Origin of the sequence: Candidatus Accumulibacter meliphilus (assembly GCF_036625345.1) — a bacterium.
In the GTDB taxonomy this organism is placed as follows: Bacteria; Pseudomonadota; Gammaproteobacteria; order Burkholderiales; family Rhodocyclaceae; genus Accumulibacter; species Accumulibacter meliphilus.
In genome coordinates, this window is record NZ_JAZKTZ010000005.1 from 172,337 (window position 1) to 198,449 (window position 26,113).

General features: G+C 63.2%; 23 protein-coding genes. 6 read left to right on the forward strand and 17 right to left on the reverse strand.

All coding sequences use genetic code 11. The annotated features are described in order from the left end of the window. Positions 1-2 precede the first annotated feature (2 nt). Genes flgE through flgB form a run of 4 tightly spaced genes read right to left on the reverse strand, consistent with a single transcriptional unit; the run spans position 3 to position 2,826 of the window. The gene (gene flgE, locus V5B40_RS11830) at positions 3-1,250 is read right to left on the reverse strand and encodes a flagellar hook protein FlgE (RefSeq protein WP_332354683.1); all 1,248 of its coding nucleotides are present in this window, start codon (positions 1,248-1,250) and stop codon (positions 3-5) included. 15 nt (positions 1,251-1,265) lie between these two features. Next, positions 1,266-1,949: a flagellar hook assembly protein FlgD gene (locus V5B40_RS11835; protein WP_332354684.1), complete on the reverse strand. Its 684-nt coding sequence runs from the start codon at positions 1,947-1,949 to the stop codon at positions 1,266-1,268. 28 nt (positions 1,950-1,977) lie between these two features. Further along, the gene (gene flgC, locus V5B40_RS11840) at positions 1,978-2,382 is read right to left on the reverse strand and encodes a flagellar basal body rod protein FlgC (protein ID WP_332354685.1); all 405 of its coding nucleotides are present in this window, start codon (positions 2,380-2,382) and stop codon (positions 1,978-1,980) included. A gap of 3 nt (positions 2,383-2,385) precedes the next feature. Beyond that, the gene (gene flgB / locus V5B40_RS11845) at positions 2,386-2,826 is read right to left on the reverse strand and encodes a flagellar basal body rod protein FlgB (RefSeq protein ID WP_332354686.1); all 441 of its coding nucleotides are present in this window, start codon (positions 2,824-2,826) and stop codon (positions 2,386-2,388) included. Between the two features lie 213 nt (positions 2,827-3,039). On the opposite strand from flgB, the gene flgA reads away from it, so the two are divergent. From flgA to V5B40_RS11860, 3 genes are all read left to right on the forward strand, one after another. Then, positions 3,040-3,750, forward strand: a complete 711-nt coding sequence (flgA, locus tag V5B40_RS11850; protein WP_332354687.1) for a flagellar basal body P-ring formation chaperone FlgA — start codon at positions 3,040-3,042, stop codon at positions 3,748-3,750. Positions 3,751-3,842: 92 nt separating this feature from the next. Then, positions 3,843-4,130, forward strand: a complete 288-nt coding sequence (gene flgM, locus V5B40_RS11855) for a flagellar biosynthesis anti-sigma factor FlgM (RefSeq protein WP_332354688.1) — start codon at positions 3,843-3,845, stop codon at positions 4,128-4,130. A gap of 14 nt (positions 4,131-4,144) precedes the next feature. Then, a complete protein-coding gene (locus tag V5B40_RS11860; protein WP_332354689.1) occupies positions 4,145-4,663 on the forward strand; it encodes a flagella synthesis protein FlgN in 519 nt (172 codons plus the stop codon). Here V5B40_RS11860 and motD read toward each other — a convergent pair. The 13 genes from motD to V5B40_RS11925 all read right to left on the reverse strand — a co-directional run bounded on the left by motD (position 4,660) and on the right by V5B40_RS11925 (position 20,026). Continuing rightward, positions 4,660-5,526, reverse strand: coding sequence for a flagellar motor protein MotD (motD, locus tag V5B40_RS11865; RefSeq protein ID WP_332354690.1), 867 nt, complete (start codon positions 5,524-5,526; stop codon positions 4,660-4,662). The genes V5B40_RS11860 and motD overlap by 4 nt on opposite strands. Before the next feature lie 3 nt (positions 5,527-5,529). Continuing rightward, complete coding sequence (locus tag V5B40_RS11870) at positions 5,530-6,270, reverse strand: flagellar motor protein (protein WP_332354691.1); 741 nt, start codon at positions 6,268-6,270, stop codon at positions 5,530-5,532. Continuing rightward, the gene (locus V5B40_RS11875; protein ID WP_332354692.1) at positions 6,263-7,009 is read right to left on the reverse strand and encodes an RNA polymerase sigma factor FliA; all 747 of its coding nucleotides are present in this window, start codon (positions 7,007-7,009) and stop codon (positions 6,263-6,265) included. Before V5B40_RS11875 ends, V5B40_RS11870 begins: the two co-directional genes overlap by 8 nt. Positions 7,010-7,226: 217 nt before the next feature. Then, positions 7,227-8,111 carry an AAA family ATPase gene (locus V5B40_RS11880; RefSeq protein WP_332354693.1) on the reverse strand — a complete coding sequence of 295 codons (885 nt, stop codon included), beginning with the start codon at positions 8,109-8,111 and terminating at the stop codon, positions 7,227-7,229. Continuing rightward, positions 8,104-9,477: a flagellar biosynthesis protein FlhF gene (gene flhF, locus V5B40_RS11885; RefSeq protein ID WP_332354694.1), complete on the reverse strand. Its 1,374-nt coding sequence runs from the start codon at positions 9,475-9,477 to the stop codon at positions 8,104-8,106. Before flhF ends, V5B40_RS11880 begins: the two co-directional genes overlap by 8 nt. Then, entirely contained in the window at positions 9,474-11,561 is a 2,088-nt protein-coding gene (flhA, locus tag V5B40_RS11890) for a flagellar biosynthesis protein FlhA (protein ID WP_332354695.1), read from the reverse strand. The genes flhF and flhA overlap by 4 nt, the downstream gene beginning before the upstream one ends. Continuing rightward, positions 11,554-12,693, reverse strand: a complete 1,140-nt coding sequence (gene flhB, locus V5B40_RS11895; protein ID WP_332354696.1) for a flagellar biosynthesis protein FlhB — start codon at positions 12,691-12,693, stop codon at positions 11,554-11,556. The genes flhA and flhB overlap by 8 nt, the downstream gene beginning before the upstream one ends. 179 nt (positions 12,694-12,872) lie before the next feature. After that, complete coding sequence (locus V5B40_RS11900; protein WP_332354697.1) at positions 12,873-14,846, reverse strand: chemotaxis protein CheA; 1,974 nt, start codon at positions 14,844-14,846, stop codon at positions 12,873-12,875. A gap of 10 nt (positions 14,847-14,856) precedes the next feature. Next, a complete protein-coding gene (gene cheZ, locus V5B40_RS11905; RefSeq protein ID WP_332354698.1) occupies positions 14,857-15,738 on the reverse strand; it encodes a protein phosphatase CheZ in 882 nt (293 codons plus the stop codon). A gap of 1 nt (position 15,739) precedes the next feature. Further along, positions 15,740-16,129 (reverse strand): chemotaxis response regulator CheY, encoded by a 390-nt coding sequence (gene cheY, locus V5B40_RS11910; RefSeq protein ID WP_332354699.1) that lies wholly within the window; start codon positions 16,127-16,129, stop codon positions 15,740-15,742. A 154-nt stretch (positions 16,130-16,283) separates the two neighbouring features. Next, complete coding sequence (locus tag V5B40_RS11915; RefSeq protein WP_332354901.1) at positions 16,284-17,222, reverse strand: chemotaxis protein; 939 nt, start codon at positions 17,220-17,222, stop codon at positions 16,284-16,286. A 34-nt stretch (positions 17,223-17,256) separates the two neighbouring features. Next, positions 17,257-18,234 carry a chemotaxis protein gene (locus V5B40_RS11920; RefSeq protein ID WP_332354700.1) on the reverse strand — a complete coding sequence of 326 codons (978 nt, stop codon included), beginning with the start codon at positions 18,232-18,234 and terminating at the stop codon, positions 17,257-17,259. A gap of 94 nt (positions 18,235-18,328) precedes the next feature. Then, entirely contained in the window at positions 18,329-20,026 is a 1,698-nt protein-coding gene (locus tag V5B40_RS11925; RefSeq protein ID WP_332354701.1) for a methyl-accepting chemotaxis protein, read from the reverse strand. A 302-nt stretch (positions 20,027-20,328) separates the two neighbouring features. Here V5B40_RS11925 and V5B40_RS11930 point away from each other — a divergent pair, with 302 nt between their 5' ends. The 3 genes from V5B40_RS11930 to V5B40_RS11940 all read left to right on the forward strand — a co-directional run bounded on the left by V5B40_RS11930 (position 20,329) and on the right by V5B40_RS11940 (position 26,067). Further along, positions 20,329-22,659 (forward strand): Tex family protein, encoded by a 2,331-nt coding sequence (locus V5B40_RS11930; RefSeq protein ID WP_332354702.1) that lies wholly within the window; start codon positions 20,329-20,331, stop codon positions 22,657-22,659. Between the two features lie 104 nt (positions 22,660-22,763). Continuing rightward, positions 22,764-23,414, forward strand: a complete 651-nt coding sequence (locus V5B40_RS11935) for an HAD family hydrolase (RefSeq protein ID WP_332354703.1) — start codon at positions 22,764-22,766, stop codon at positions 23,412-23,414. A gap of 112 nt (positions 23,415-23,526) precedes the next feature. Further along, positions 23,527-26,067 carry a DEAD/DEAH box helicase gene (locus V5B40_RS11940; protein WP_332354704.1) on the forward strand — a complete coding sequence of 847 codons (2,541 nt, stop codon included), beginning with the start codon at positions 23,527-23,529 and terminating at the stop codon, positions 26,065-26,067. The last annotated feature ends 46 nt before the right edge of the window (positions 26,068-26,113 follow it).

Sequence of the window (26,113 nt, forward strand, 5' to 3'; positions counted from 1 at the left end):
CACTAGCGCAGATTGACCAGCGTCTGCATGATCTGATCCTGGGTCTTGATGGTCTGTGCATTGGCCTGGTAGTTGCGCTGGGCGGTAATCATGTCCACCAGCTCCTTGGTCAGATCAACGTTCGAATCCTCGACGGCCGCCGACTGAATCACCCCGCGACTGCCCGACGCCGGCGCACCAATCAGCTCCGGCCCGGACAGCGAAGTCAGGCTCCACTGGTTGTTGCCCAGACTCAAGAGTCCATTCGGATCGGCAAAAGTGGCCAGCACCACCTGCCCCATGTTGCGCGTCTGGCCATTGCTGTAACGCCCCTGGACGATGCCATCGGCGTTCACACCGACCCCGACAAGACTGCCGGAAGTGAAACCTCCCTGCGTCAGGCGATCGACGTTCGAGCCGCTGCCGTACTGGGTAGTGCCGGTGAAATCCATGACCCCCGGCCGCCACGGCGACGCGGCACCGGTGGTCAGGTTCCACGAGGGCAGATCGTGCACCGCCGAGCCCGGGTCGAGGGCACCCGACGTGTTGAAGCGCAGATTGCCGCCCGGCACGACTTGCGGATCGGCACCATCGAGAGTGGCGTGCACGGTCCACTCGCCGGGAGCCGTCGTGCCATTGAGAACGTAGAAAGTGGTCAGATTGTGGACCACGCCGAGGGTGTCGAAAACCGTCAATGCCGTCGAGAAATTGTAGGTTTCCGGATTGCTGTAGTCGAAGGGCCCCACGGCCGGAGCCGAGTCGCGCGAGTCGAGATTGAGCACCGCCCGCAGTTCACCAGCGAGTGGGTCGCTGCTCGCCAGCGGCGCAATCTGGCCCGCCGAAATCTGCAATTCGACCGGATTGGAAGGGGTTATCGCCCCGCTGGCCGCGACCGGGTAACCGGTCAGGCGAGAGCGCTGATCGTTGATCACATAGCCGTCATTGTCGATGTGAAACTGACCGTTGCGGGTATAGCTGAGCGCGCCTTCGTCGCTCAGGCGAAAGAAACCGCCACCGTTGAGCGCCAGGTCGAGCGGATTGTTGGTGGTCGTCAGATTGCCCTGTGTAAACTGCTGCTGCACCGCCCCGACGCCGACACCGATACCGATCTTGGCACCGGAGACGATGCCCAGCGAGGCGGCGTAGATGTCCGAGAAGTTCGCGCTGCCGCTCTTGAAACCAACCGTACTGGAGTTGGCAATATTGTTGCCGATCACGTCCAGCGACGAAGACGCCGCGTTCAGGCCGCTCAAACCCTGCTGAAAACTCATTCTTGCCTCCTACGCCTAGAGAATCTGTTGAACCTTGTCGAAAGCGACCCGTCCCAGCCCACCCAGGTCGAGCTGGTAGCTGCCTTTTTCTCTAACCAAAGCATTTACCGTGCCAATCTGCAGAGCCTCAGCGGCCACCGTTTCACTACCGCGCACCGCGTTCACCGTGAAACGATAAGTACCATCTGGCGCAGGGATGCCCTGAGCAGTCATCCCATCCCAGGTGAACGCAAAGCTGCCGGCGTCGTGGGCGCCGAGGCGCTCGCTCTGAATGACGTTGTCGCCAGCACCGAAAATCGTCAGGGTCACGTTGTCGGCAGGCGTGGCAAGATTGACTCCCCCATTCGCCTGACCATTGACCAGAGCCAGCCCGGAACCGCCGACCAGGACGTTCTTGCCGATAAGCCCGGCGGCCTGCACTGCCTGTCCCTCGTTGAAGGTGCTGAGCAAAGTCTCGAGCGTCGTATTCAGCCGCTCTATGCCGGTGACCGTATTTATCTGTGAAATCTGGCTGGTGACTGCCGCGTTGTCGAGCGGATTGAGCGGATCCTGATTCTTCAACTGCGTTACCAGCAGCTTGAGGAAGCGATTCTGGACCTCCTCGGTCGTCGACAAGAGCTGATTGGTGCCGGACTTGGTCTGAGCGTTGAGCGACGCCAGGATGTCGCTGCTTGAAGTGCTCGATTGCACGCTTTCCATCGTTTCTTTCTCCAGGGTGTCGTCGTGACTACTGGCCAAGCGCCAGGGTCTTGAGCAGCAATTGTTTGGCGGTATTCATGACTTCGGCGTTGGTCTGGTAGGCGCGCGACGCCGAGATCATGTTGGTCATCTCGTCGACGACGCTCACATTGGGCATGGTCACGTAGCCACTTTCGTCGGCCGCCGGATTACGCGGGTCATAGAGCAGGCGCCCAGGGCTGCTGTCCTCGACGACCTGCGTCACCCGAACGCCCTGCGCCGCCGCACTGCCCATCGGCGTCGCCGCGAACACCACCTGCTTGGCGCGATACGGCTGGCCGTCAGAGCTGATCACGCTATCCGCATTGGCCAGGTTGCTGGCCACCACGTTGAGGCGCAGCGCCTGCGCGGTCATGGCGCTACCGGCCACTTTGAAGGTGTTGAAAACACTCATTCCTTATTGCCCCTGGATCGCCGAGCGCAAGGTATTGATACGCCCGGTCAGAAAGCTCAGGCCCGCTTCGTAGAAGAACGAATTCTCGGCAAACTGCGCCCGCTCGACATCCATGTCCACCGTGTTGCCATCGGCACTGGCCTGCGTCGGCTGCCGATAGAGCAGCTGCAGTGGATCGGCTGCCGCCGCCGTGCCCGGCAAATGCTGCGGGGAAGTGTTGGCCAAGGTGGCCAAGGAGGCCAAGCCCAGGGTCGCCAGACGCAGACCCGCCTGCTCGCGACCACTGACCGCCTGCTGCAGCGTGCTTGCGAAATCAAAGTCGCGGGCCTGGTAATGCGGCGTATCGGCGTTGGCAATATTGGCGGCCAGCACCTGCTGCCGCTCGGCACGCAGAGTCAATGCCTGCAGCTGGAAGGAAAGCGCCTCCTGGATTTTGCCGACCATCAGCGTGCCCCTCCGTGCTCTGTTCTCATGGACAGTCAACAAGCAATAGCCGTGCCATATCCGTCAGCGGCGAGCCGGCAGGCATTTGCCGGAGCTCTGCTGTAACCGCCGACCGGCATTTGCCGGCCCCACGGCAAAATTTGCCGCCCTCCTCGCCGGGCATTCATCTCCGGGCCGCTTCGCGAGGCGGCCGGAATCAGGCAGAATGACGTGATGCCTATCTCCAAGCTCGTCCGCCATCGCGCCACCCGCCTTGCCAAATCGCTGCTCGCTCTTCTTCTCGCCGCCGCGAGCAGCGGGGTCAGCGCCCAGGAGTCACTGAGCGCCGCTCTCGACAACTATCTGCGCATTCAGACCCAGGGCTTGCCGGGCAAGGCAAGCTACAGCATCGGCCGTCTCGACCAGCACGCGCAGGAGGCGCCATGCAGCGCTTACGAACCTTTCCTGCCGCAGGGTAGTCGGCTCTGGGGAAGAACCACCATCGGCGTACGTTGCCTGGCACCCGAGACATGGACGATTTATGTGCCGGTGCAGATCAGAATCTCCGGAAGCTACCTGGTCACGGCGCGCCAGCTCAATCGTGGCCAGGTGATCAGCGCCGCAGACGTCTTTGCTCAGCAGGGCGATCTCGGCAGTCTGCCGGCCAGTATCGTGACCGATCCGGCGCAGGCCATCGGCAAAACGGTCAAGAACGGCGTCGCGGCCGGCCAACCCCTGCGCAACGACCTGCTCACCGCACCCTTGGCAGTGCAGCAGGGACAAAGCGTAAAGCTGCAGTCGAAAGGCGCGGGTTTCTCGGTCAGCAACGAAGGCAAGGCCCTCAACAACGCCAGCGACGGCGAGATCGTCCGGGTAAGCACCGCTTCCGGGCAGGTCGTCAGCGGAGTCGCACGTCCCGGCGGCATCGTTGAAGTGAGCTATTGAGCTATCTGCAGGATGTTGCTGAAAATAATGTTAAAGTTTTGTCGTTCTGCGCCGATAGATGAATTGAGAACAACCGCTCAAGGGGCAACACCGTGAAGATCGACAGCACCAGCACGACGGCCAGCGCCACCGTCAGCAGTGACACCCGCACGCGCGGCAACATCAGCAAACCGACCAGCAATGCGGCTGCCGAAGTGCATCTCAGTGAATTGGCAACCCATCTGCATTCGTCGGGAGAGGCCCCGGCCTTTGATGCCACCCGCGTGGCCGAGATCAAACAGGCCATCGCCGAAGGTCGCTTCACGATCAACGCCGAAGCCATTGCCGACCGCCTCATCGAGTCGGCCAGCGAACTGATCGCTTCGCAACGGCAGACCTGATCGCCGGCAAACCAATGGCCGCGAAACCAGAGGGAAGCGAGGTCAGCGCACTCAGCGAGCTCAGCGCTAGTGCCGAGTTCGCGCAGACCGTCGACAACGAGATCGCCGCAGCACGGAGCTTTGTCGCCCTGCTCGAGCGCGAACAGCAAATGCTGGTCAAAGGCGAAGTCGACGACCTTCTCGATCTGGTGCGCCAGAAGAACAATGTCGCCGCCGAACTGGCAAGGCTCGCCGCCCAACGCAAACGCTTGCTGGCCGCCAGCGGCCTGCTCAATGATCGCCAGGGCATGGCCGCCTGGTTTGCTGCGCACCCCGTCGAAACAAGTGTTCACAGCATCTGGTCAGCCTTGCTGGCCGTCGCCGGTCAGGCGCGCGAACTGAATCGCGTCAATGGCGAACTGATCCAGGAACGTATGCAGAACAATGCGCAGGCGCTCGAAGTGCTCCTGGGAAGCAACGCGACCGGCAATCTGTATGGCCCGGACGGACAAAGCGCACCACCCAGCGGCCGGCGCATCAGCGATAGTGCCTAGCGTGCTGGCAGCGGCGGCGGAGTTACCGTGCTTGCGGGTGGTGCGGGCGCTACCACTGTCGCCGGATCGGCGGCCGACTCAGCGCTCTCGCCCTGCCCCTGCAGATCGACCTCAGTGCCTTTTTCCGGGATCGCCGAGTCGATCAGAATCGAGACCCGACGATTGCGCGCCCGCCCGTCCGCCAGTGCATTCGGCTCGACCGGGCGCGTATCGGCATAGCCGATCGCGGTCAGCCGCGGCGCCGCGATACCGGCTGTCGCGAAGAGACGCAGAACGGTGGTAGCGCGCACCGCCGACAGCTCCCAGTTGGACGGGAACTGTGTATTGCTGATCGGCACATCGTCGGTGTGCCCCTCGATGGTAATCGGGAAATCGGTCCCCACCAGCACCTCGGCCACCGCCTCCATGGCGCGTGCCAGTGGCGGCTGAATCAAGGCCTGCCCTGGCGAGAACAGGATGCTGTCGTTAATTTCTATGGTCACTCCGCGGCTGGTTTCAAGGACCCGCACCTTCCCCTGCGCGACCAGGGGCGCCATCACCTCAAGAATGTCCTTGGCAATACTGCGCATACTCTCGCGCTGTTTCTGTTTGACGGCCTCCTGCGTCTTGCTGGCCAGACCGGGCTTCGCCACCGGTGCCGGTGTCGGCACGATCAGCGCCAACTGGCCGGTGCTGTTGGCCGGTACATTGCGAAAAGCGCTGATCATCGAATCGCTCAGGATTCGGTACTTTCCCTCATTGACGGAGGAAAGGGCGTACATCACAACAAAGAAAGCGAACAGCAGGGTAATGAAATCCGCGTACGAAACCAGCCAACGGTCGTGGTTTTCGTGCCCTTCCTCGGCGCGTTTTCGACGTGCCACAGTCTAGAAAATATAGCCGCGCAGACGGCTTTCAATGATGCGTGGATTATCACCATTGGCGATACCGACCAGCCCGTCGACGATCATTTCGCGCCGTGTGATCATGCGATTGATGTGCGCCTTCAACTTGCCGGCGATCGGTAGATAGACCAGGTTGGCCAGGCCGACGCCATAGATCGTGGCCACGAAGGCCACGGCGATGCCGGCGCCAAGTTTGGACGGATCGGACAGGTTCTCCATCACGTGAATCAGACCCATCACCGCGCCGAGGATGCCGATCGTCGGCGAGTAACCGCCAGCCGCCTCCCAGATTCTGGCCGAGAGTTTCATTTCCTGGTCGAAAGTGTTTATTTCGACCTCCAGAACCTCACGCAGGCGCTCCGGTTCGGCGCCATCGACGAGCAACTGCAATCCCTTGCGGGTGAACTCGTCCGCCAGCTCATTGACCAGCGCATCGAGCGCCAGCAAGCCCTCACGCCGCGACACCTGGCTCCAGTGGGCAATTTGCTGGATCAGTTGCTGCGGATCCGACACTGGCGGGCGAAAAACCCACTTCACCATGCGGATGCCGCGCACGAAGGTCGCATACGGACTCTGCAACATGACCGCCCCCAGGGTGCCGCCAACGACGATGAGCAGCGCTGTCGGCTGCGACAAGGAGCCGACGTGGCCACCTTCGAGAATTTGCCCGCCGACAATCGCCAGCACGCCGATCAGCAGACCGAGAACACTGGTCCTATCCATTCTTTTCGATTTTCTTTCGCTTCTTGTCCACCGCGCCAGCCAGGCGCGTGCGCAAGCGCATCACGGCCTGACTGTGCAGCTGACAAACGCGTGATTCGCTGACGCCCATCACTTCCCCGATTTCACGCAGATTGAGATCCCGCTCATAGTAGAGCGCCATCATCAGCTTTTCACGCTCGGGCAGATCGGCAATCGCCCTGACCAGCGCCTGACGGGTGCTCTCGTCCTCGAAGAGCTGCGCCGGATCGCAATTCTCCTCAACCTGATGACGCTCCAGAAAATCCTCACCCTCCTCGCTGATCAGGTCTTCGAGATAAACCAACTGGTGCCCGCGAGCGCTCTGCAGCATCTTCTGATAGTCCGCCAGCGTCATGTCGAGAGCGTCGGCGAGCTCTTTTTCGGTCGGCGCGCGACCCGTTTGCTGTTGCAGCTGCGCGATGGCCGCCTCGATTAGGCGACAGCTGCGTCGCAAGCTGCGCGGCAACCAGTCGTTCTCGCGCAGGCTGTCGAGCATCGCGCCACGTACCCGCTGCGCGGCGTAGGCTTCGAACTGTGCTCCCACACCGACCTCGAAACGGCCAATCGCGTCGAGCAGGCCGAGCATCCCGTTCTGGACCAGATCGTCGAGCAGAACGCTGGCCGGCAGACGTGCCATCAGATGGCAAGCGATGCGCTTGACCATTGGCGCGAAGCGCTGGACCAGCTGCTCCCTGTTGATCTGACCAGCGGCGTTATACATGCAGCTAGCGTGAAAGTCGCGTCCGCGACTCACGACTCGCCGTTCTCCGTCGTGCGCGAAAAGGAACGGGGCGTGAGATGGGGAATTCGAGGAACATGTTTCCTGCCCGTCGGGCGATTCCGGTGGGCAAGCCGGAGTGCACACTGCAAGTAAGGGGAGTGGTCATGACGTTCATCATCAGGGGGGCTACAAGGCATGACCGTTTGGCAGAGAGCGATCAGGCGTAGATAGCTGTGGGGTCGATACGTTGGCTCAAGTGTAGCAGTTGTTGCACGAAATGTTCCAGACCGCGGGCGTCGGCGTCACCGCCGGGCCAGTTGAGCAGTTCGCGGACCACGTTCTGATAGGCCATTGCTGACGGCGCCTCCGGAAACAGCGCGGCGACCGGTTGGCAGAGCCGGGACGCCTGCCGCAAAGACTCGTCGAGCGGCACGTAACCGGCATAATCAAGACGGGCGAGCTGGCGACTGTGCGCCACCGCGGCAATGTTGTCATGGACCGCCTGCGCATCGCTCGCGCTCCGCGCCTTGTTCACCAGAATGCGAAAATGCTTGCGCGCATAGCCCAGGCTGACTTTCTTGATCAGCGCGTAGGCGTCCGTAATCGACGCCCCATTCGGCGAGACGACGATGACCGTATCGTGTGCCGCCAGGGCGAGTGGCGAAAAGCCGAGCGGATGATCAAGCGAGGTATCGACGAGAACGATGTCCGCCGGTCGGCCAATCTGGCCAAAACTATCGAGCAGGATGCGCTGCTCGGCAGCACTCAGAGTCGCCAGCCGTTGGACCACCTTCGCGGCGGGCAGGACGCGGACCCCCGGCGCCACCGAAAGAATCACCTCGGACAAGGGCTTCTCGCAACGCACCACCTGCTGCAGATCGTGGCGCACGAGCACGCCGTAGTAGGCGGCAACACTGTCGTCGCTGTTCTCATCGACCACCAGCACTTCCTTGCCCTGACGGGCCAGGCACGCCGCCAGGTTGGCCACCGAAACGCTCTTGCCAACGCCGACGCTGCCGGCGGCGAAGCTGACGATACGCAGCCGCGGGCGGCCGAAGAGACGCCTCAGCCCAGCCGCCTGATCGCCGCGAAGATTAAGCACGCTGACCTCCGCCGGCAGAGACGACCTTGGTCGTGTGGGCCGCGTTGGCGGCGGCGCTGGCCATCATCAGGCCTGGTTCGAGGCCGGCGAGACGATGCGGCGAGCTGTCCGGCAAATCCTTGAAAGCACGGTGCACCAGATAAGGGCGATTGGGCAGGTGCAGGTCTTCCGGTACGCGCTGCCCGTTCGAAACGTAATACAGGCGCAGGCGATGACGGATGATGACATCGAGCGACGACGCCAGACTCGCGGCTTCGTCGACCTTGGTCAGAATGCAACCGGCGAGGTTCTGCAGTCCGTTATACGCCCTGATCACGTCGTCGAGCGTATCGCCACGACTGGTGGCCGACAACAGCAGCAGCGACTTGACGTCGTTATCACCGAACATCGCCACCTGCTCGCTGACCAGCCGATCGCGCTGACTCATGCCCATGGTATCGATCAGCACCATATGCGTGTGCTGCAAATCCTGCAGCGTCGCACGCAGGTCGGCGGCATCCCGGGCCAGATGAACCGAGACGCCGAGAATCCGCCCATAGATGCGCAGCTGTTCGTGCGCGCCGATCCGATAGCCGTCGGTGGTCACCAGCGCCAGCTTCCTGGCGCCGTGCCGCAGCACGCAGCGGGCGGCGAGTTTGGCGGTGGTGGTGGTCTTGCCGACACCGGTCGGCCCGACCAGCGCGTAGACGCCACCTCGGTCGACAATATCGCTCTCGCTGTCACTCGTCAGCAGGCCTCGATCGGCACCTCCCTTGACCCAGGCCAGCGCCTGTGCGGCATCGAGATCGCGCGGCAGATCGGCAAGCAAATCGCGGGCGAACTTTGGCGAAAAGCCGGCGTCGAGCAACTGGCGAAGAATCTCGGTCTTCACCGGCTCGGCGCGCGCCGACTCGCCCCAGGCGAAACCGGCCAGATGCTGCTCGACAATTTTTCGCAAGGAGCGAATCTCGTCGATCACGGCCGCCGGAACGACTTCTGCTTTCACCGGCGGCGCATGCGGCGGCACTGCTCGCGGCAGATCGACCTGCGGCCTGGCGCGCACCGACAACGGCGGCGGCTGTCCCAGGCGTGCCCTCTGCGGTGCGCTGGTGGTTGACGCGGCCGACGCCGGCGCCTGTCGCGGGGCCGCCGGGCGCTCGCCGTGCGGCTCGAGCGAAGGACCTGGTGCAGCCTCCTTGCGACGTGGCCCTGGCTCGCGCTCGGCGGTCGGAACGATCATCTCCATGTCGCGGGCGGCAACCGCCATGATCTCGACACCTCCGGGAATCCCACGATTGGAGAGAATGATCGCGTCGGGCCCCAGCGTCTCCTTGACCTTGCGCAGTGCGTCACGCGCGGTCGCGGCGATGAATTTCCTGACGTTCATACCTTGCCTCCAATAATCGAGGTAACTTTGATGGTTCTGTTTTCAGGCACTTCGCCGTGCGCCAGTACTTTCAAATGCGGGATGCTCCGACGCAGAAAGCGGGACAGCAGCGTGCGGAGATTTCCGGGAACCAGCAGCACGGTCGGCAAGCCGACCTCTTCCTGCCGCTGCGCCGCGGCGACCGCCTCGCGTAGCAGGGTATCAGCCAGACCTGGTTCGATACTGGCACCGTCGCCGCCACCGCCAAGCGCCTGGAGAAGAATCCGCTCGAGCTGCGGATCCAGCGACATCACCTGCATTTCAGCCCCTCCCGGGAACAGCTCCTGAGCAATCGAACGACCCAGGGCAATGCGCAGCTGTGCGGTCAGCACCTCCGCGTCCTGCGAGCGCGGCGCCGCTTCGGCCAGGGTTTCGATGATCGTGCGCATGTCGCGCAAGGACACCCCCTCTTCGAGGAGGTTGCGCAAGACTTTCTGGAAAACGCCAAGGGTCAACAGCTTGGGCACCACGTCCTCGACCAGCTTGGGCATCTCCTTGGCCAGGTGATCGAGCAGGGCCTGCGTCTCCTGGCGCCCGAGTAGCTCGGCGGCGTGCGACAGGATCAGCTGATTGAGGTGCGTCGCGGTCACCGTGCTGGCATCGACGACGGTGTATCCATAGGCCTGCGCCTGCTCCCGCATAGCCATCTCGATCCACACCGCCGGCAGGCCGTAGGCAGGATCCCTGGTCACCGTGCCCGGTACCTCGCCGGCAACGCGACCGGGGTTGATGGCCAGCAGATTCCCGGGGAAAGCTTCTCCGTCGCCGATTTCGACGCCCTTGAGCAAGATCTTGTAGGCATTCGGTTTCAGTTCCAGGTTGTCGCGAATGTGCACCGGGGAAACCAGGAAGCCCACTTCCTGGGCAAACTTTTTGCGAATGCCGCGGATGCGGCGCAGCAACTCACCGTCCTGCGCCTTGTCGACCAGCGGAATCAGTCGGTAGCCGACCTCCAGACCGAGGATGTCGAGCGCCGTTACGTCAGCCCAGCTTGCCTCCTGGGTTTCTCGGGCAGCGACCGGCGCCGCGGCAACCGGTAGCGGTGCGGCGACCCGCTCGCCTTTCTCGATTCGCCAGGCGATGGCGCCCAGAACACCGGCCAGGAGCAGAAAAACGAAGTTCGGCATGCCGGGAATCAGGCCCAGCAGACCAATGATCCCGGCGCTCAGAAAGATCAGCCGGGGGTTCTTGAAAAGCTGCGCGATGAACTGTTGCGAGACATCCTGGCCGTCACCGACGCGGGTCACGACCATGCCGGCTGCGATCGATATGATCAAGGCCGGGATCTGCGCCACCAGGCCATCGCCAATGGTCAACAGGGTGTAGGTCCTGGCCGCCGCCGCGATGTCCATGTCGTGCTGCAGGACGCCGACGAAGAGGCCGCCGACGACGTTGATCAACATGATCAGGATGCCGGCGACCGCATCGCCACGGACGAACTTGGAGGCCCCGTCCATGGAACCGAAGAAGTCCGCTTCTTCAGCAATCGTTGCGCGGCGCTTGCGCGCCTCGTCCTCACCGATCAAGCCGGCATTGAGATCGGCGTCGATGGCCATCTGCTTGCCGGGCATGGCATCCAGCGTGAAGCGCGCCGCCACTTCGGCGACCCGACCGGCACCTTTGGTGATGACCACGAAGTTGATGATCACCAGAATCGTAAACACCACCAAACCGACGGCATAGTTGCCGCCGACCAGGAAATGCCCGAAGGCTTCGATGACCTGCCCCGCGGCGCCCGGCCCGGTATGCCCTTCAAGCAACACAATGCGCGTCGAGGCAACGTTTAGTGACAGGCGCAGGAGGGTGGTGACCAGCAGCACGGTCGGGAAAACGGAGAAATCCAGCGGCTTCATCACGCTCATTGCAACCAGCATGACGATCACCGAAATGGCGATATTGAAAGTAAAAAAGAGATCCAGCACAAACGGTGGCAGAGGCAAGACCATCATCGCCAGGATCGCCAGGATCAGCAGCGGACCGGCGATCTGCCGCTGCCCGAAGCGGGCGACGAGATCCTGCAGCACGATGGCGCCGGCGTTAGCCATGCGCGGCCTCCGGGACGAGTTCGACCGGAACAGCGATTTCTCGCGGCGGCAACGGATAGGTGCCGCCCACCGCGCGCCAGCTGCTCAGCTGGTAGACGTAGGCCAGCACCTCGGCGACCGCCGCGTAAAGGGCGGCAGGTATCTCCTGGTCGAGTTCGCCGTGACGATAAAGTGCGCGCGCCAGGGGCGCAGCCTCGACCGTCGGAACAGTATTCTCGGCGCCGATCTGGCGGATTTTGAGCGCCACCTCGCCCATTCCCTTGGCCAGCAGCTTCGGCGCTCCCATGCCTGCCTTGTAGGCCAGCGCCACCGCATAGTGACTGGGGTTGGTGACAATCACGTCGGCCGCCGGCACCGCCGACATCATCCGCTTGCGGGCGGCCTCGCGCTGCAGCTGACGAATGCGGCTCTTGACTTCTGGATTGCCTTCCAGTTCCTTGCCTTCCTTCTTGACTTCCGCACGCGTCATCTTCAGCTTGTCGTGGTATTGCCAGATCTGAAACGGCACGTCCACCGCAACGATCAAGAGCATGACCGAAACGATGACCAGAAAATTGAAACTGAGCAAATGGCCCGCGCTGGCCAGAGCAAGCTCGATCGATTGCGCGAACATCGCCAGCAGATCGCCACTCTCGTTCCACAGGACCAGAACGGCAACTCCGCCGACCAGCGACGACTTGACCACGGCCTTGACCAGTTCCACCAGGCCGTTCCACGAGATCACGCGCCCCAGACCCTTGAGCAGATTGAGACGGCTCAGGTCAGGTTGCAGCGCTTTCGCAGAGAAGTTCCAGCTACCCAGGAAAAACGGCGACAGCAGCGCGGCCACGATCAGCGCCGCGAACAGCGGTGCGAAAGAAAGCAAGGCGTCGAGCGAAATATCGGCCAGGCGGACCAGCATCTGTGTCGGCTCAGTGGCCAGACCGTGATCGAGCACCAGACCGCGGCGAAAAAACCCGGACACCCGCTCAACCATCCACGGCCCCATCAGCCAGAACGCCGCCGCGCCAACCATCAGAACGAGGAAGGTGCCAATCTCCCGCGAACGCGGAACCTGTCCCTCCTCGCGCGCCTGCTCCAAGCGCCTTGACGATGCTGCTTCGGTTTTTTCGAGGTCGCTTTCCTCAGCCATTTCGAGCTCCCAGTGGTCCCGAGGCTATTATAGGAAAAAACTATATTAAATAAACATATAAGACGCCTTATTTAGGCAAATTCTCGAATAGTGGCGCGCCAGCAACACTTGTTGCTGGCGCGCAAAAAAAAATGGGGGGGCCGTAGCCCCCCCTCAAAAAAAACTGCCAATGCACATGTTTACGCAAAAAATTCGAGCGCTCTGGTCGGTGCGCTGCGCGCCTCGCGGTCGTTGTTGGCCGACAAATCGCTGAGCAGTTCCTTCATCTCGAGGATCAACACGATCTGCCCATTCGACAGCGTCGTCACGCCGGCTACCCCGCGCGGACGGAAGTCGTCAAGCGCCTTGATCACCGCATCGTCGCGACCGGCAAAGTTGTCGACCGCGAGAATGAAGCTGCGCTCGGCGGTCTGCATCAAGACGCCATACTCGGGGCGTTGCAGCTGCGGCCAGCCGAGCAGGCGCGACAGTGCGATCACCGGCAGGATCTCACCGCGGACGACAACCGTCTCCTTGCCGCCCACTTCTTGCATTCGCTCGTGGTCGATCGGCAGAATCTCCCGGACCATGGACAGCGGCAGGGCGAACGGCTGCTCACCCAGGAGCACCAGCAGCACCGGCAGGATGGCCAGGGTCAGGGGCAGCGAAATACTGAACACCGATCCCTTGCCAGGCTCGGAGCGAATCTCGATCGAGCCGTTGAGCTTCTGGATATTGGTCTTGACCACATCCATTCCGACGCCGCGGCCGGATACCGCCGAGGCCTGCGCCATGGTCGAAAAACCGGGCAGAAAGATCAGATTCAGGCTCTGCCGATCATCGAGCGTATTGGCTTCTTCTTCACTGATGATTTTTTTTTCGATCGCCTTGGCGCGAATTTTCTCCGGGCTCATGCCGCGTCCGTCGTCGGCAATGATCAGCACGATGTGATCGCCCTCCTGACGCGCTTCGAGGCGCACGACGCTCTTCACCGGCTTGCCGGCCGCCTGCCGCTGCGCGGCCGTCTCGACGCCGTGATCGACGGCGTTACGAATGAGGTGGACCAAAGGATCGGCCAGATCCTCGATCATCGTCTTGTCGACTTCGGTCTCTTCGCCCAGCAGTTCCAGCTCGATGTCCTTGCCCAACTGCCGCGCCAGATCGCGGGCAATGCGCGGGTATTTCTGGAACAGGCGGCCAATCGGCTGCATGCGCGTCTTCATCACCGAGTTTTGCAGGTCGGAGACCAGCAGGTCGAGCTGGCTGACCGCCTGGTCGAGCGCCTGCAGCGTTTCGGAATCGGTTCTGCCGGCGATGATGTCGGCACGCAGGCTGGTCAGCCGGTTCTTGGTCAGGCCGATCTCTCCCGACAGGTTGAGCACCTGGTCGAGACGCGCCGTATCGACACGAATGGTGGTTTCGCGAACGGCTGCCTTTTCGTCGCCACGCCGGCCCGCAGGCGCCGCACGGGCGACAGCGCCTGGATTATCGGTGCTGCGCCGGCCTTCCGGCGGGAAATGTGGCCGCATCCGGGCCGCGTCCACTGCCGTCCTTGTCCGCGGTCGCGGCGCGCTGACCGCCGACGCGGCAGGCGACGGCGAAACAGTGGCCGACGCCGACGGCGGCATCGCGACCGACGGCACCGCTTGCCGGCCGACCAGAGCCTGGTGCAGTAGCTGCCAGTCGGGGCCGGCAGCAGCAGCCTCGGCCGGAATTGGCGCCGTCGGCACCTTGCCTGCCATGAGCGCAGACACGGGCGTGTCGACCTCCTGTGCGGCGACCGGCCCTGCCAGTGCAGCGCGCAAGTGAGCGCTTACTGGGGCGGGCGCCGGTTCAGGTTGCCTCCCCTGCCCGATCTCGCCAAACATGTTGCGCACCCCCTGCGTCGCCGCCATGATGGTGTCCATCAGCTCGGGCGTCAGCGTCTGCTCGCCGTTTCGGAGTTTGTCGAAAAGGTTTTCGGTCAAGTGGCACAGCTTCACCAGTTCGCCGGCGTTGAGAAAGCCGGCGCCGCCCTTGATGGTGTGAAAGCCACGAAAGATGTCGTTGAGCAAACGACTGTCGTCAGGACTTCTCTCGAGATCGACGAGCTTGTTGTCCACATCCGACAGCAGGTCACCGGCTTCCTGCAGGAAATCCTGCAGCAGGTCTTCCATCCCGGCAAAATCACTCATTTCGCATCTCCTAGAAGCCCAGGCTGCCGAGTAGATCGTCGACTTGCTGCTGCGTGGCGACGACGTCACTGCGCCCTTCGACGTTGATCACCGGGCCGTTGAGCAGACTCATCACCGATTCGGTGCGCCGCTCTCCCGGCATGGTTTCGATCAGCACGTCCATCAGTTGCGCCTCCAGTTCCTGCGCCACGGCGATGGTCTTCTTGATCACCTGCCCGGTGAGGTCCTGAAAATCCTGGGCCATCATGATTTCGAGCAATTGTGCCTTGGTCGCGCCCGTGTGCTGCGGCAAACCCTGCGTCAGGAAGGCGCGCGTGTCGTCGGCCAGCTTCTTGAACTCTTCGACCCCCATCTGGTTGGCATACAGCGCATCCCATTTCGCGGCCAGGGCTGCAGAACTCGCTTCGAGCTGGTCCTGCAGCGGATTGGCGATGTCGGTGGCGTTCAAAACGCGGCAAGCGGCCTTTTCCGTCAAGCTGGCGACGTAGTTGAGGCGGTCCCGGGTATCGGGGATGGCGGCAGCGGCCGTGCCGAGAAGCTCGTGATAGCCGAGTGCGCCGAGTGTGTCGTGCAACTGCCGGGCCATTTGACCCACCCGTCGGAACACTTTCTCGTTGCCACTTTCCTGTTCGCCACCTTCGCCGCTCTCCTTGGCCGCGGTCGCAACGGCCGGCGCTTGCGCGGCAAGCACGGCTTCGAACAAGGCCTGCAAGTCGTCGCTATCGGCTTCCTCGGCTTCCTTGGCTTCGACTTCGCGCAATTGCTGCAGGAGCGACGGTTTGGCTGCTGCCGCCGGCCCCGCGGCCGTGCCGGTCGGGGTGACCGCTGCGGCAATGCTGTCAAACAGGGCTTCGAGTTCTATCGAATCACCCGCGCGATCGAAGTCGCTCATCTCAGCCACCCATCTTGTCAAAAATTTTCTGCAGCTTCTCGGCGAGGGTTGCTGCGGTGAAAGGCTTGACGATGTAGCCACTGGCCCCCGCCTGCGCCGCGGCGATAATGTTCTCCTTTTTGGCTTCAGCGGTGATCATCATCACCGGCAGATGCTTGAGGGTCGGCGCGCCGCGAATCGCCTTGAGAAGTTGCAGGCCATCCATGTTCGGCATGTTCCAGTCGGTGACGACGAATTCGAAGCCGCCGGCATGCAGCTTCTGCAGTGCGATGACGCCATCCTCGGCCTCGTCGACGTTGGCGAAGCCCAGCTCCTTGAGAAGATTTCTGACGATGCGGCGCATCGTCGAGAAATCGTCCACCACCAGAATTCTCATTTTTGGATCGGCCATTCTCTACTCCTGGTTCTTTCCTGATTCTTCTTTCAACGGTCATGACATTTCGAGGCGCCGCAAATCATGAAAGTCATGACCGTTTCCCTCTTTCCCGGCCTTTCTCCCGCGCGTGGAGAAAGGAGATTCGCGAGCCGCTTGCGCGACTTCCAGATTAACGTTCAAGCAGGGGGCGCAAGGTGTCGGCAAGCACCTCCGCGTCAAACTTGGCAACATAGGCGTCGACGCCCACCGCCTTGCCCAGCGCATGATTGGCCTCGGACGACAGTGACGAGTGCATCACCACCGGAATACCTGCAAAACGTGCATCACCCTTGATGTTCTTGGTGAGGACATAACCGTCCATTTCCGGCATTTCGGCATCCACCAGGATCAGGCGTATTTCTTCGCGCACGCTGGTCCCGCTCTGGCTGGCGTGCGCGGCGATGGCCTGCAAGCGACTCCATGCTTCGGCCCCGTTGGTGGCATGTTTGTGTTTCACGCCCAGTCTGTCGAGCACCTCGACGATCTTGCGCCGGGCGACGATCGAATCGTCGGCGAAGAACATCCCCACGTCGTCGGCAACGTTGGCGCGCTGGATGTCGACGATCAACGCCTCGCCAAAGGCATTGGCCAGGATCTGCTCGACGTCGAGAATCGACACCAACTTGCCATCATCGAGTTCGGTGATCGCCGTGATCAGGCCCTGATTGCTCGACAGCACGCTTTCTGGCGCCTTCACTCTTTCCCAGTCGACACGGATGATGCGATCGACTTCGTGCACCAGGAAGCCCAGGGTGCGCTTCGAATACTCGGCGACCATCATCGTCTTGCCGTGCTCCCGCGCTTGCTCCTTGTGTTCGAGAAAGGAAATCAGTGACAACACCGGAATCACGTTGCCGCGCAGGGAAATCAGGCCTTCGACGCCGTGCGGCATGTTCGGGGTCCTGGTAATGTGTGGCGTTCGCCCGACTTCGCGCACTTTGAAGACGTTGATCCCGAAAGTCTCGCGCGTTCCCAGGGAGAACAGGAGAATCTCCATCTTGTTGGAACCGGCCAGGCCCGTCCGCGCGTCCATGCCCTCGAGCAGCTCTTTTCGTTCGGCCAAATCCATCATTTATGATCGCTCCAGAGGTCGCGGGATCGGGTCACGAATACGCGCTCAACTGCGCCGCCGGAAGATCACCCAGCAGCCGGCGCGTCAGCGTCTCCGACAAGCGCTGCGGTTCGAATTTGGGCACGTACTCGTCGACGCCGACCGACTTCCCGAGTTGCTGGTTCGACATCCCGGAGAGGGACGAATGCATGATCACCGGCACGCCCGCGAAGCGTGGGTCCGACTTGATCTTCCTGGTGAGAATGTAGCCGTCCATCTCCGGCATCTCGATGTCGGTCAATACCAGACTGATCAGCTCACTCACTTTCTGACCAGCCGTCTGCGCCGACGCGGCCACTTTCTCCAGCTCATTCCAGGCTTCGCGACCATTGATCGCAGCGACGTATTTGACACCCATCGCGTCCAGCGTGCGCTCGATCTGCTTGCGCGCCACGGCCGAGTCGTCGGCAAAGAAAACCGTCAGCTCGGGATTGTCGAGCGGCTTGATATTGCGATAGACGATCTCGTCATCGTAGCGGGTGGTTTCCGAGAGGATCTTCTCGACGTCCATCAGCATCACCAGGCGACCGTCCGGCAACTCGGTGACCGCCGTCACCAACCCGCCCAGCTCGGCCAGCAGCATCGCCGGCGGCACCCGCATTTGACTCCAGTCAAGACGCAGAATGGTGTCCACCGCCGCGACGAGAAAACCCTGCGTATGGCCGGCGTACTCGGTAACGATCATGATCGAACGCGGCGCCTGCGTATCCACCCGCGCATAACGCGCCAGATCGACCACCGGTACCAGTGCCCCGCGCAGACTGACCATGCCCTCGACCGCTGCCGGCATTTCCGGTGCCGCCGTGATCGGCGGCGTACGCATCACTTCACGGACCTTGAAGACATTGATGCCGAAAGTCTCCTGGCGCCCGGTGCGCACGTCGGTTCCCAGCGAGAACAAGAGAATCTCCAGCTTGTTGGTCCCTGCCAGCTTGGTGCGCGCGTCAATGTTCTTCAGTAGATCCGACATGGTTCATTTCCTTTGCATGGCGACGAGCATCTTAAATCAAGCGACGCCGTGACGTCATGCGCGGGCGGCCGCCCGCAGAAAGCCGCCAGCCCGCTCAAACTTCGGTCTTGTAACCAATCCGAAAACCGCCCCAATGGCGGCCCTTGACGTAGATCGGCGCCGAGATGTCATGCATCACCTCCCCGGTGTCACGACGATAGGTTTGCAGCAGGAAGGGTTGCTGGTGCGCCCCGCAGCGCTTGCCCACCGGGTCATCGAACAGGCGCTTGCTGCGGCTGTTCACGAAGTCGATCTTCTCGTTGCCGGTCAGCGGCTGCGAGAATTTCCGGTTGTGCGTCGGCACATAGGCGTTGCGGTCGATGCTGATTGCGTACACCGCCGCCTTGCATTGCTCGAGCAGGCTCTCCTGCAAAGGCGGCAGGTGCTGATCGGTAAAGTCGTCGAAACGCGTCTTGTACTTCTGTGGCCGCGTATTGGCGATCGGCTGGTAGCGGTCGTCAAACAGATCGTCGAGCTTGATCCTGCCCGCATCGAGCGCCTTGTCGAAGAGCTGCGCAATGCTCAGCGCCGCCTGCCTGACCAGCGCCGGCATGCGGGCGTGCGTGCTCAACGCCTGCTCGCCGGCCGGGCCAAGCTTGAAGACGTTGCTGATTTCGCGGAGATTCTCGGCCAGGCATTCGACATGATCGACAGCCACCAGCGTCTCCGCGGCGACCGCGTTGTTGGCGTCGGCCATGTCCTTGATGCGCCGTACATGATCGGCGATGCTCTGCCCGGTGCGACTCTGCTGGGCCACGGCAGCGGCGATCGAATCGACTTTTTCCATCGTTGCCCGCGCGCCGCTGTTGATGCGCTCCAGCGATTGCGCCGCCTGCCGGGCCAGTTCGGCGCCGTTGCGAGCCTGCCCGCTGCCGGCTTCGATGCTGGCAATCGCGCTCTGCGTCTCGCCCTGAATCGCGGCGATCATCTGGCTGATTTCGCCGGTGGCTTGTGAGGTCCGCTCGGCGAGCTTGCGTACCTCGTCGGCGACGACCGCGAAACCGCGCCCCTGGTCGCCGGCGCGAGCCGCCTCGATGGCCGCATTGAGCGCCAGCAGATTGGTCTGGTCGGCGATTTCGCGAATCGTCTGAACAATGCCGCTGATCGCCTTCGAGCGCTCGCCGAGAGCGCAAACCACCCGCGCCGACTCGGTGACCGACGCGGCGATCTGCTCCATTTCGGCCGAAGCGCTGTGGACGATTCTCATGCCCTCGGTAGAAAGCGCGCTCGAGGTTTCCGAAATGTCGGCCGTTTCGCTCGCGCTCTTGCTGACCTGGTTCATGTTCTCGGTCAGCTCGCTCATCGCACCGGCCGTGGCCAGGGCCGCGTCACGCTGCTGGTTGGAGCCCGCGGCAACACGGTTGGCGTCGCCCAGCAGTTGTTTGGACGCATTGACCACTTCGACCGAGTTGAATAACACCTTGCCGACGATCGTCGCAAAGCTGCCGATCAGGCGGTTGAAATCCTCCGCCACGGCGGCTATTTCGTCTTTCCCCTGAACCACGGCGCGGCGGCTCAGGTCGCCATCGGCGTACATGCCGGCGATCACCGCACTCAAGGCGTTCAGACGGCTGACGAGGCTTTTCTCAAGGGCCACGCCGAGCAGCAGCGCGACCAGCGTCAGAAAGCCGAAAGCCATCAGCCAGGCCTTGAGGTCGCCCCCGAGAACGCTGTTCGCCAGCCACACAGTCAGCGCCGCCGCAGCCACCTGAAGCAGCATTACGGCGCGGATCTTCCAAGCAACTCCAGCCATTTCTTGCTCCTCCCGGTTATTGGCGATTTTCTAGCTATATAGAGACAACTACGGCATGACTTAAGCCTTCTTTAGGCTCCTCCGCGAAAAAGCAGCCAAAGATATCGCCAAGCAGCAGGATTCCTTCGGTGGGCAAGCGCTTCGTGGATAGCCCGCGGCGCCTTGCGGCCATGCACGCACACCTCGCCGAGCGGACGGCAGGGCCAGTCGCCGTCGCCGTAGCGTCGCCCTCCTTGAGTTCTGACGCTTGATTCTGCATAGTGCGCGTCTTTTCCGTCAGCCACGCTGCCAACAAATCAACGATGCCATCAACAGCCACCGAACGACGTATTGCCGAAAAAATTGCCGAAGAAATCGGCTGCCGCCCACCGCAGGTCCAGGCCACCACCGCGCTGCTCGACGAAGGCGCAACCGTGCCCTTCATCGCCCGCTACCGCAAGGAAGTGACCGGAGGTCTCGACGACATCCAGTTGCGCCTGCTCGACGAGCGCCTGATCTATTTGCGCGAGCTGGAAGAGCGCCGCAGCGCAGTCCTCGCGTCGATCGACGAACAGGGCAAGCTGACTGCCGAGCTGAGCAAGGAAATCAGGACTGCCGAAACCAAGCAGCGTCTCGAAGACCTCTATCTGCCGTACAAGCCGAAGCGGCGCAGCAAGGCGCAGATCGCCCGCGAAGCAGGCCTCGAAGCGCTCGCCGACGCCTTGTTTGCCGAGCCGATGCTGTCCCCCGAAAGCGAAGCCGAGCGCTATATCAACGCCGAAGCCGGCTTCGCCGACGTCAGGAGCGTCCTCGACGGCGCCCGCCAGATCCTCATGGAGCGCTTCTCCGAAGACGCCGCGCTACTCGGCCATCTACGCAGTCACCTTGAAGAGCACGGGGTGTTGCGCGCCAGCGTGGTCGCCGGCAGGGAGAACGACGCCGCCAAATTCCGCGACTATTTCGCCTACTCGGAAGCGATCCTGGCCATCCCCTCGCACCGTGCGCTGGCGCTGTTGCGCGGCCGCAACGAAGGAATGCTGCAACTGGCGCTGGTACTCGACAGCGAAGAGCAGGACCAGGCCAGCGGCAGCAACCCTTGCGAAGCACGCATCGCCGGACGCTTCGCCATCGTCGACCGTGGCCGCCCGGCCGACAAGTGGCTCGCCGACACCGTGCGCTGGACCTGGCGGATCAAGGTTTCGCTGCACCTCGAACTGGAACTGATGAACGCCCTGCGCGAGCGCGCCGAAGCCGAAGCGATCCGCGTTTTTGGCGCCAATCTGCACGACCTGCTGCTCGCTGCGCCAGCCGGCAAGCACGCCACCATGGGCCTCGATCCCGGCCTGCGCACCGGCGTCAAGGTGGCCGTCGTAGACGCCACCGGCAAGCTGCTCGACACGACCACCATCTACCCGCACGAACCGCGCCGCGACTGGGACGGGGCGCTGCACCAACTGGCCTTGCTGGCCGGCAAACACCAGGTCGACCTGATCAGCATCGGCAACGGCACGGCATCGCGCGAAACCGACCGCCTGGCCGGCGAGCTGATCGGCCGCCATCCCGAGCTGCGCCTGCGCAAGATCGTCGTCTCCGAAGCCGGCGCTTCGGTCTATTCGGCGTCCGAATACGCCTCGCGCGAGTTTCCGGACGTCGACGTCAGCCTGCGCGGCGCGGTATCTATCGCCCGCCGCCTGCAGGATCCGCTGGCCGAACTGGTCAAGATCGACCCCAAGTCGATCGGCGTCGGCCAGTATCAGCACGACGTCAGCCAGACCCGCCTGGCAAAGGCGCTCAACGCCGTCGTCGAGGACTGCGTCAATGCCGTCGGCGTGGACGTCAACACCGCCTCGGTGCCGCTGCTGACCCGCGTCTCCGGACTGAGCGCGACCCTGGCCGCGAACATCGTTGCCCACCGCGACCGGCACGGCGCCTTCGCCAACCGGCAAGCGCTCAGAGAAGTGCCGCGCCTCGGCGAGAAAACATTCGAGCTCGCCGCCGGCTTCCTGCGCATCAACGACAGCGACAACCCGCTCGACAGTTCGGCGGTACACCCGGAAGCCTACCCACTCGTCGAGCGCATGCTCGCCGACATCAAGAAGGGAATCCGTGAGTGCATCGGCGACAGCCGCCTGCTCAAGGCGCTGGTCCCCGAGAAATACACCGACGAGAAATTCGGCCTGCCGACCGTCCGCGACATTCTCAAGGAACTCGAAAAGCCCGGCCGCGACCCGCGCCCGGAGTTCAAGACCGCCGCTTTCAGGGAAGGCGTCGAGACGGTCAAGGACCTGCAGCCGGGAATGATCCTCGAAGGCGTGGTCACCAACGTCGCCAACTTCGGCGCCTTCGTGGACATCGGCGTCCATCAGGACGGCCTGGTGCATATCTCGGCGATCGCCAACCAGTTCGTCAAGGATCCGCGCAGCGTCGTCAAGGCCGGCGACGTGGTCAAGGTCAAGGTGCTCGAGGTCGACCTGCCGCGCCAACGCATCGCGCTCAGCATGCGCCTTGCCGATGAGCTGCCGAGCACCGCGAAGGGCGGCACAGGCTCACCCGCGGCGCCGGCGCCAGTCTCGGCCAAGGCCCGCCGACGCCAGCAAAACCAGCCCCAAGCAAGCGGCGCGATGGCCAGTGCGTTTGCCCGACTGAAGCGCTGACCGCGCAACGACAAGCGGCTCCATCCACTCTCGCCAAACCTGAACACCATGAAAGCTCGGATTTGCACTCCGAGATTTCATGGCCTCGACGATCGGATCACACCATGTTCCAGGCAATCATTTTCGACCTCGACGGCACGCTGATCGACTCACGCGCCGCCATCCTGGATGCTTTCGGCAAGGCCCTGGCTGAAAAAGGCATCGTGCCGCAGATCGCCCTCGCCGCCGTACGCATCGGCCCGCCGCTTGCCGAAACCTTGCGCGAGCTCAGCGGCAGCGACGACGAGGCCCTCCTCGATGCGCTCGCCGCGCACTTCAAGGCGCACTACGACAGCAGTGGCTACCGTGCCAGCGAAGTCTTCGCCGACATCCCGGAACTGCTCGAAGCCCTGGCAACAAACGGCGCGCGCTGCTTTTTGGCCACCAACAAACGCCTTGCGCCGACGCGCCTGATTTTGCAGCACCTGCAATGGGAGCCGTACTTCGCCGAGGTGTACGCGCTCGATCGCGAAACGCCGCGCCTGCCCGACAAGAGCACCATGCTCGCCCGCCTCCTCGCCGAGCAGGCGCTGGATGCCCAGAACTGCATTTATATCGGGGACACGCCGGAGGACGAAGCCGCGGCGCGTGCCAACGGCCTGCTCTTTGCAGCCGTGAGTTGGGGCTACGGCGAGTTCCCGGACGCAGACCGGCTTCGCTTCAGCACGCCGCGCGAGCTCGCCACTTTCCTCAGCCAGGAAAAAAGTGCACGCTGATCAGCAGCCTTGCGCCAGTCTGCAAGACTGCGCGAACCCACTATAATCAGCAGCAGCCCAACACTGCCAACGCGCCTCTCCTGGACTCCACCCAGCCACGCCCGCCGACACCATGACCAAACCCTCCGAAAAAAGCACCCCAAAAGGCCGCAAGGCCGCCTCCCGCGGCACGACCGAGCCGCGCCTCTCGCGCCAGCGCAAACCGGCGGACCTGCCGGTCGACGCCTGGCAAAGGGGACTGCGCCGCCAATTCGGCCGCGAGCAGGCTTTCGATCTGGAGAACCTCGGTGACGAACGCGTTTTTTCCGATTTCGCGGTCTTCAACCCCGAAAGCCGGCGCCGCTACCGGGTCGTCATCCGCGGCGCACAAGCCGGCGACAACCGCTGCTCGTGCCCTGATTACGCGACCAACGATCTCGGCACCTGCAAGCACATCGAATTCACCCTTGCCCGGATCAGCGCCAACGGAGCGGACAAGCACGCCCTCGAACAAGGCTTCCGCGAATCGTTCAGCGAGCTGTTTCTCGACTACACCGGCCAGCGACGCGTCCGCCTGCGTCTCGGCAGCGACTTCCCCGCCGAGCTGCAGGCGCAGACAAACACCCTCTTCGACACCAGCAGCGGCTGGCAACTGTCGCCGCAGCGCTTTGCCGACCTCCCCGACTTCATCGACCAGGTACGCAACACCGGTCACGACCTGCGCTGCCAGGACGACGCCCTGGCCTACGTCGCCGAAGTCCGCGATGGCGAAGCACGCCGCAAGGCACTCGCCCTGATCTATCCGCTCGGCGCCGACACCCCCGCGCTGCAGCAGCTGCTCAAGGTTGGGATGTATCCCTACCAGCGCGAAGGCGCGCTATTCGCCGCGCGCGCCGGGCGCGCCCTGATCGGCGACGAAATGGGCCTCGGCAAAACCGTACAGGCGATCGCGGCGATGGAGATTTTTGCTCGGCACTTCGCCGCCGAACGCGTGCTGGTGGTCTGCCCGACCTCGCTCAAGCATCAGTGGGAACGCGAGATCGCGCGCTTCAGCGATCGTCAGGCGACGGTCATCGGCGGTCTGCGTGCGATCCGCCAGGCGCGCTACGCGCAAGACGATTTCTGCAAGATCACCAACTACGAAACCCTGGGCCGCGACCTCGACCTGATCCAGGCCTGGGCGCCGGACCTGGTGATCGTCGACGAAGCACAGCGCATCAAGAACTGGAACATCATCGCCGCGCGCGCACTGAAGCGCGTCGACAGCCCCTACGCCCTGGTACTCACCGGCACGCCGCTGGAAAACCGCCTCGAGGAGCTGATCTCGATCGTCCAGTTCGTCGATCAGCACCGCCTCGGCCCGACCTGGCGCCTGCTCGACGAACACCAGGAGCGCGACGAGCGCGGCCGCGTCATCGGCTACCGCAAGCTGCATAAAATTGGCGAGACCCTGGCTCCGATCATGTTGCGGCGGCGCAAGGCGGCAGTGCTCGAACAACTGCCCGAGCGCGTCGACAACACCCTGTTCGTACCGATGACCCCGCAGCAGGCCGACCATCACGAGGAAAACCGCGCGCAGGTGGCGCGCATCGTACAGCGCTGGCGCCACACCGGCTTTCTCTCCGAGAAAGACCAGCTGCGCATGCGCTGCGCGCTGCAGAACATGCGCATGTCGTGCAACAGCACTTTCCTGATCGACCACGAAACAGACCATGGCTACAAGGCCGACGAACTGGCGGCGCTGCTCGACGACATCCTCGACGACCCGCAAGCCAAGGTCGTCGTCTTCAGCCAGTGGTTGCGCACCCACGAGCTGATCGTCCGCCGCCTCAGCGAGCGCGGCTGGCAACACGTACTGTTCCACGGCGGCGTGCCCAGCGAAAAGCGCGGCGCGCTGATCGACCGCTTCAACAACGACCCCGACTGCCGGGTTTTTCTCAGTACCGACGCCGGCGGCGTCGGCCTCAACCTGCAACACGCCGCAGCGGTGATCGTCAACATGGATCTGCCGTGGAATCCGGCGGTGCTCGAACAACGCATCGGCCGCGTGCACCGCCTCGGCCAGACGCGCGGCGTGCAGGTCATCAACTTCGTCGCCCGCGGCACGATCGAGGAAGGCATGCTGTCGGTGCTGGCCTTCAAGCAATCGCTGTTTGCCGGCGTGCTCGACGGCGGCGAAAGCGAAGTTGTCCTGCAAGGGACGCGGCTGTCGAAATTCATGGAAGCGGTCGAAAAAGCCACCAGCGCCGTCGAAGGCCAGGCCGCCAGCGAAGACGCCGGCCTGGACACGCCGCCGCTGGACGCTACCGGCGAGGCGGCACACGCCGATGCCGACGATCGCGTGACCGAGGCGATGAGAGCCGCCGCGACGCAGCCAGGCACCGGGGTGGGCGATGAGCAACCGGACACCTCGCCCGGCACCACGGCGCAAACAGCGCCAGCCGCCGGCGAAACGGCCGCACCGGGCGGCGCCGATCCCTGGGCGCCGCTGCTGGCAGCCGGCGCCCAGCTGCTCGGCGAACTGGCCGCAGCGTCGCAAGGCGAGCGTCGATCGACCTTGGTGCACACCGACCCGGCGACCGGCCAGCGCTACCTCAGACTGCCGGTACCGGACCCGCAGACCGTGCACAGCCTCGCCGAAGGACTGCTGGCGCTGTTTGGCAAGCCCAAATAGAGTCGCCGGCCGGCTCGGCGCGTGCCCACCCGCCAGCCGCTGTCCG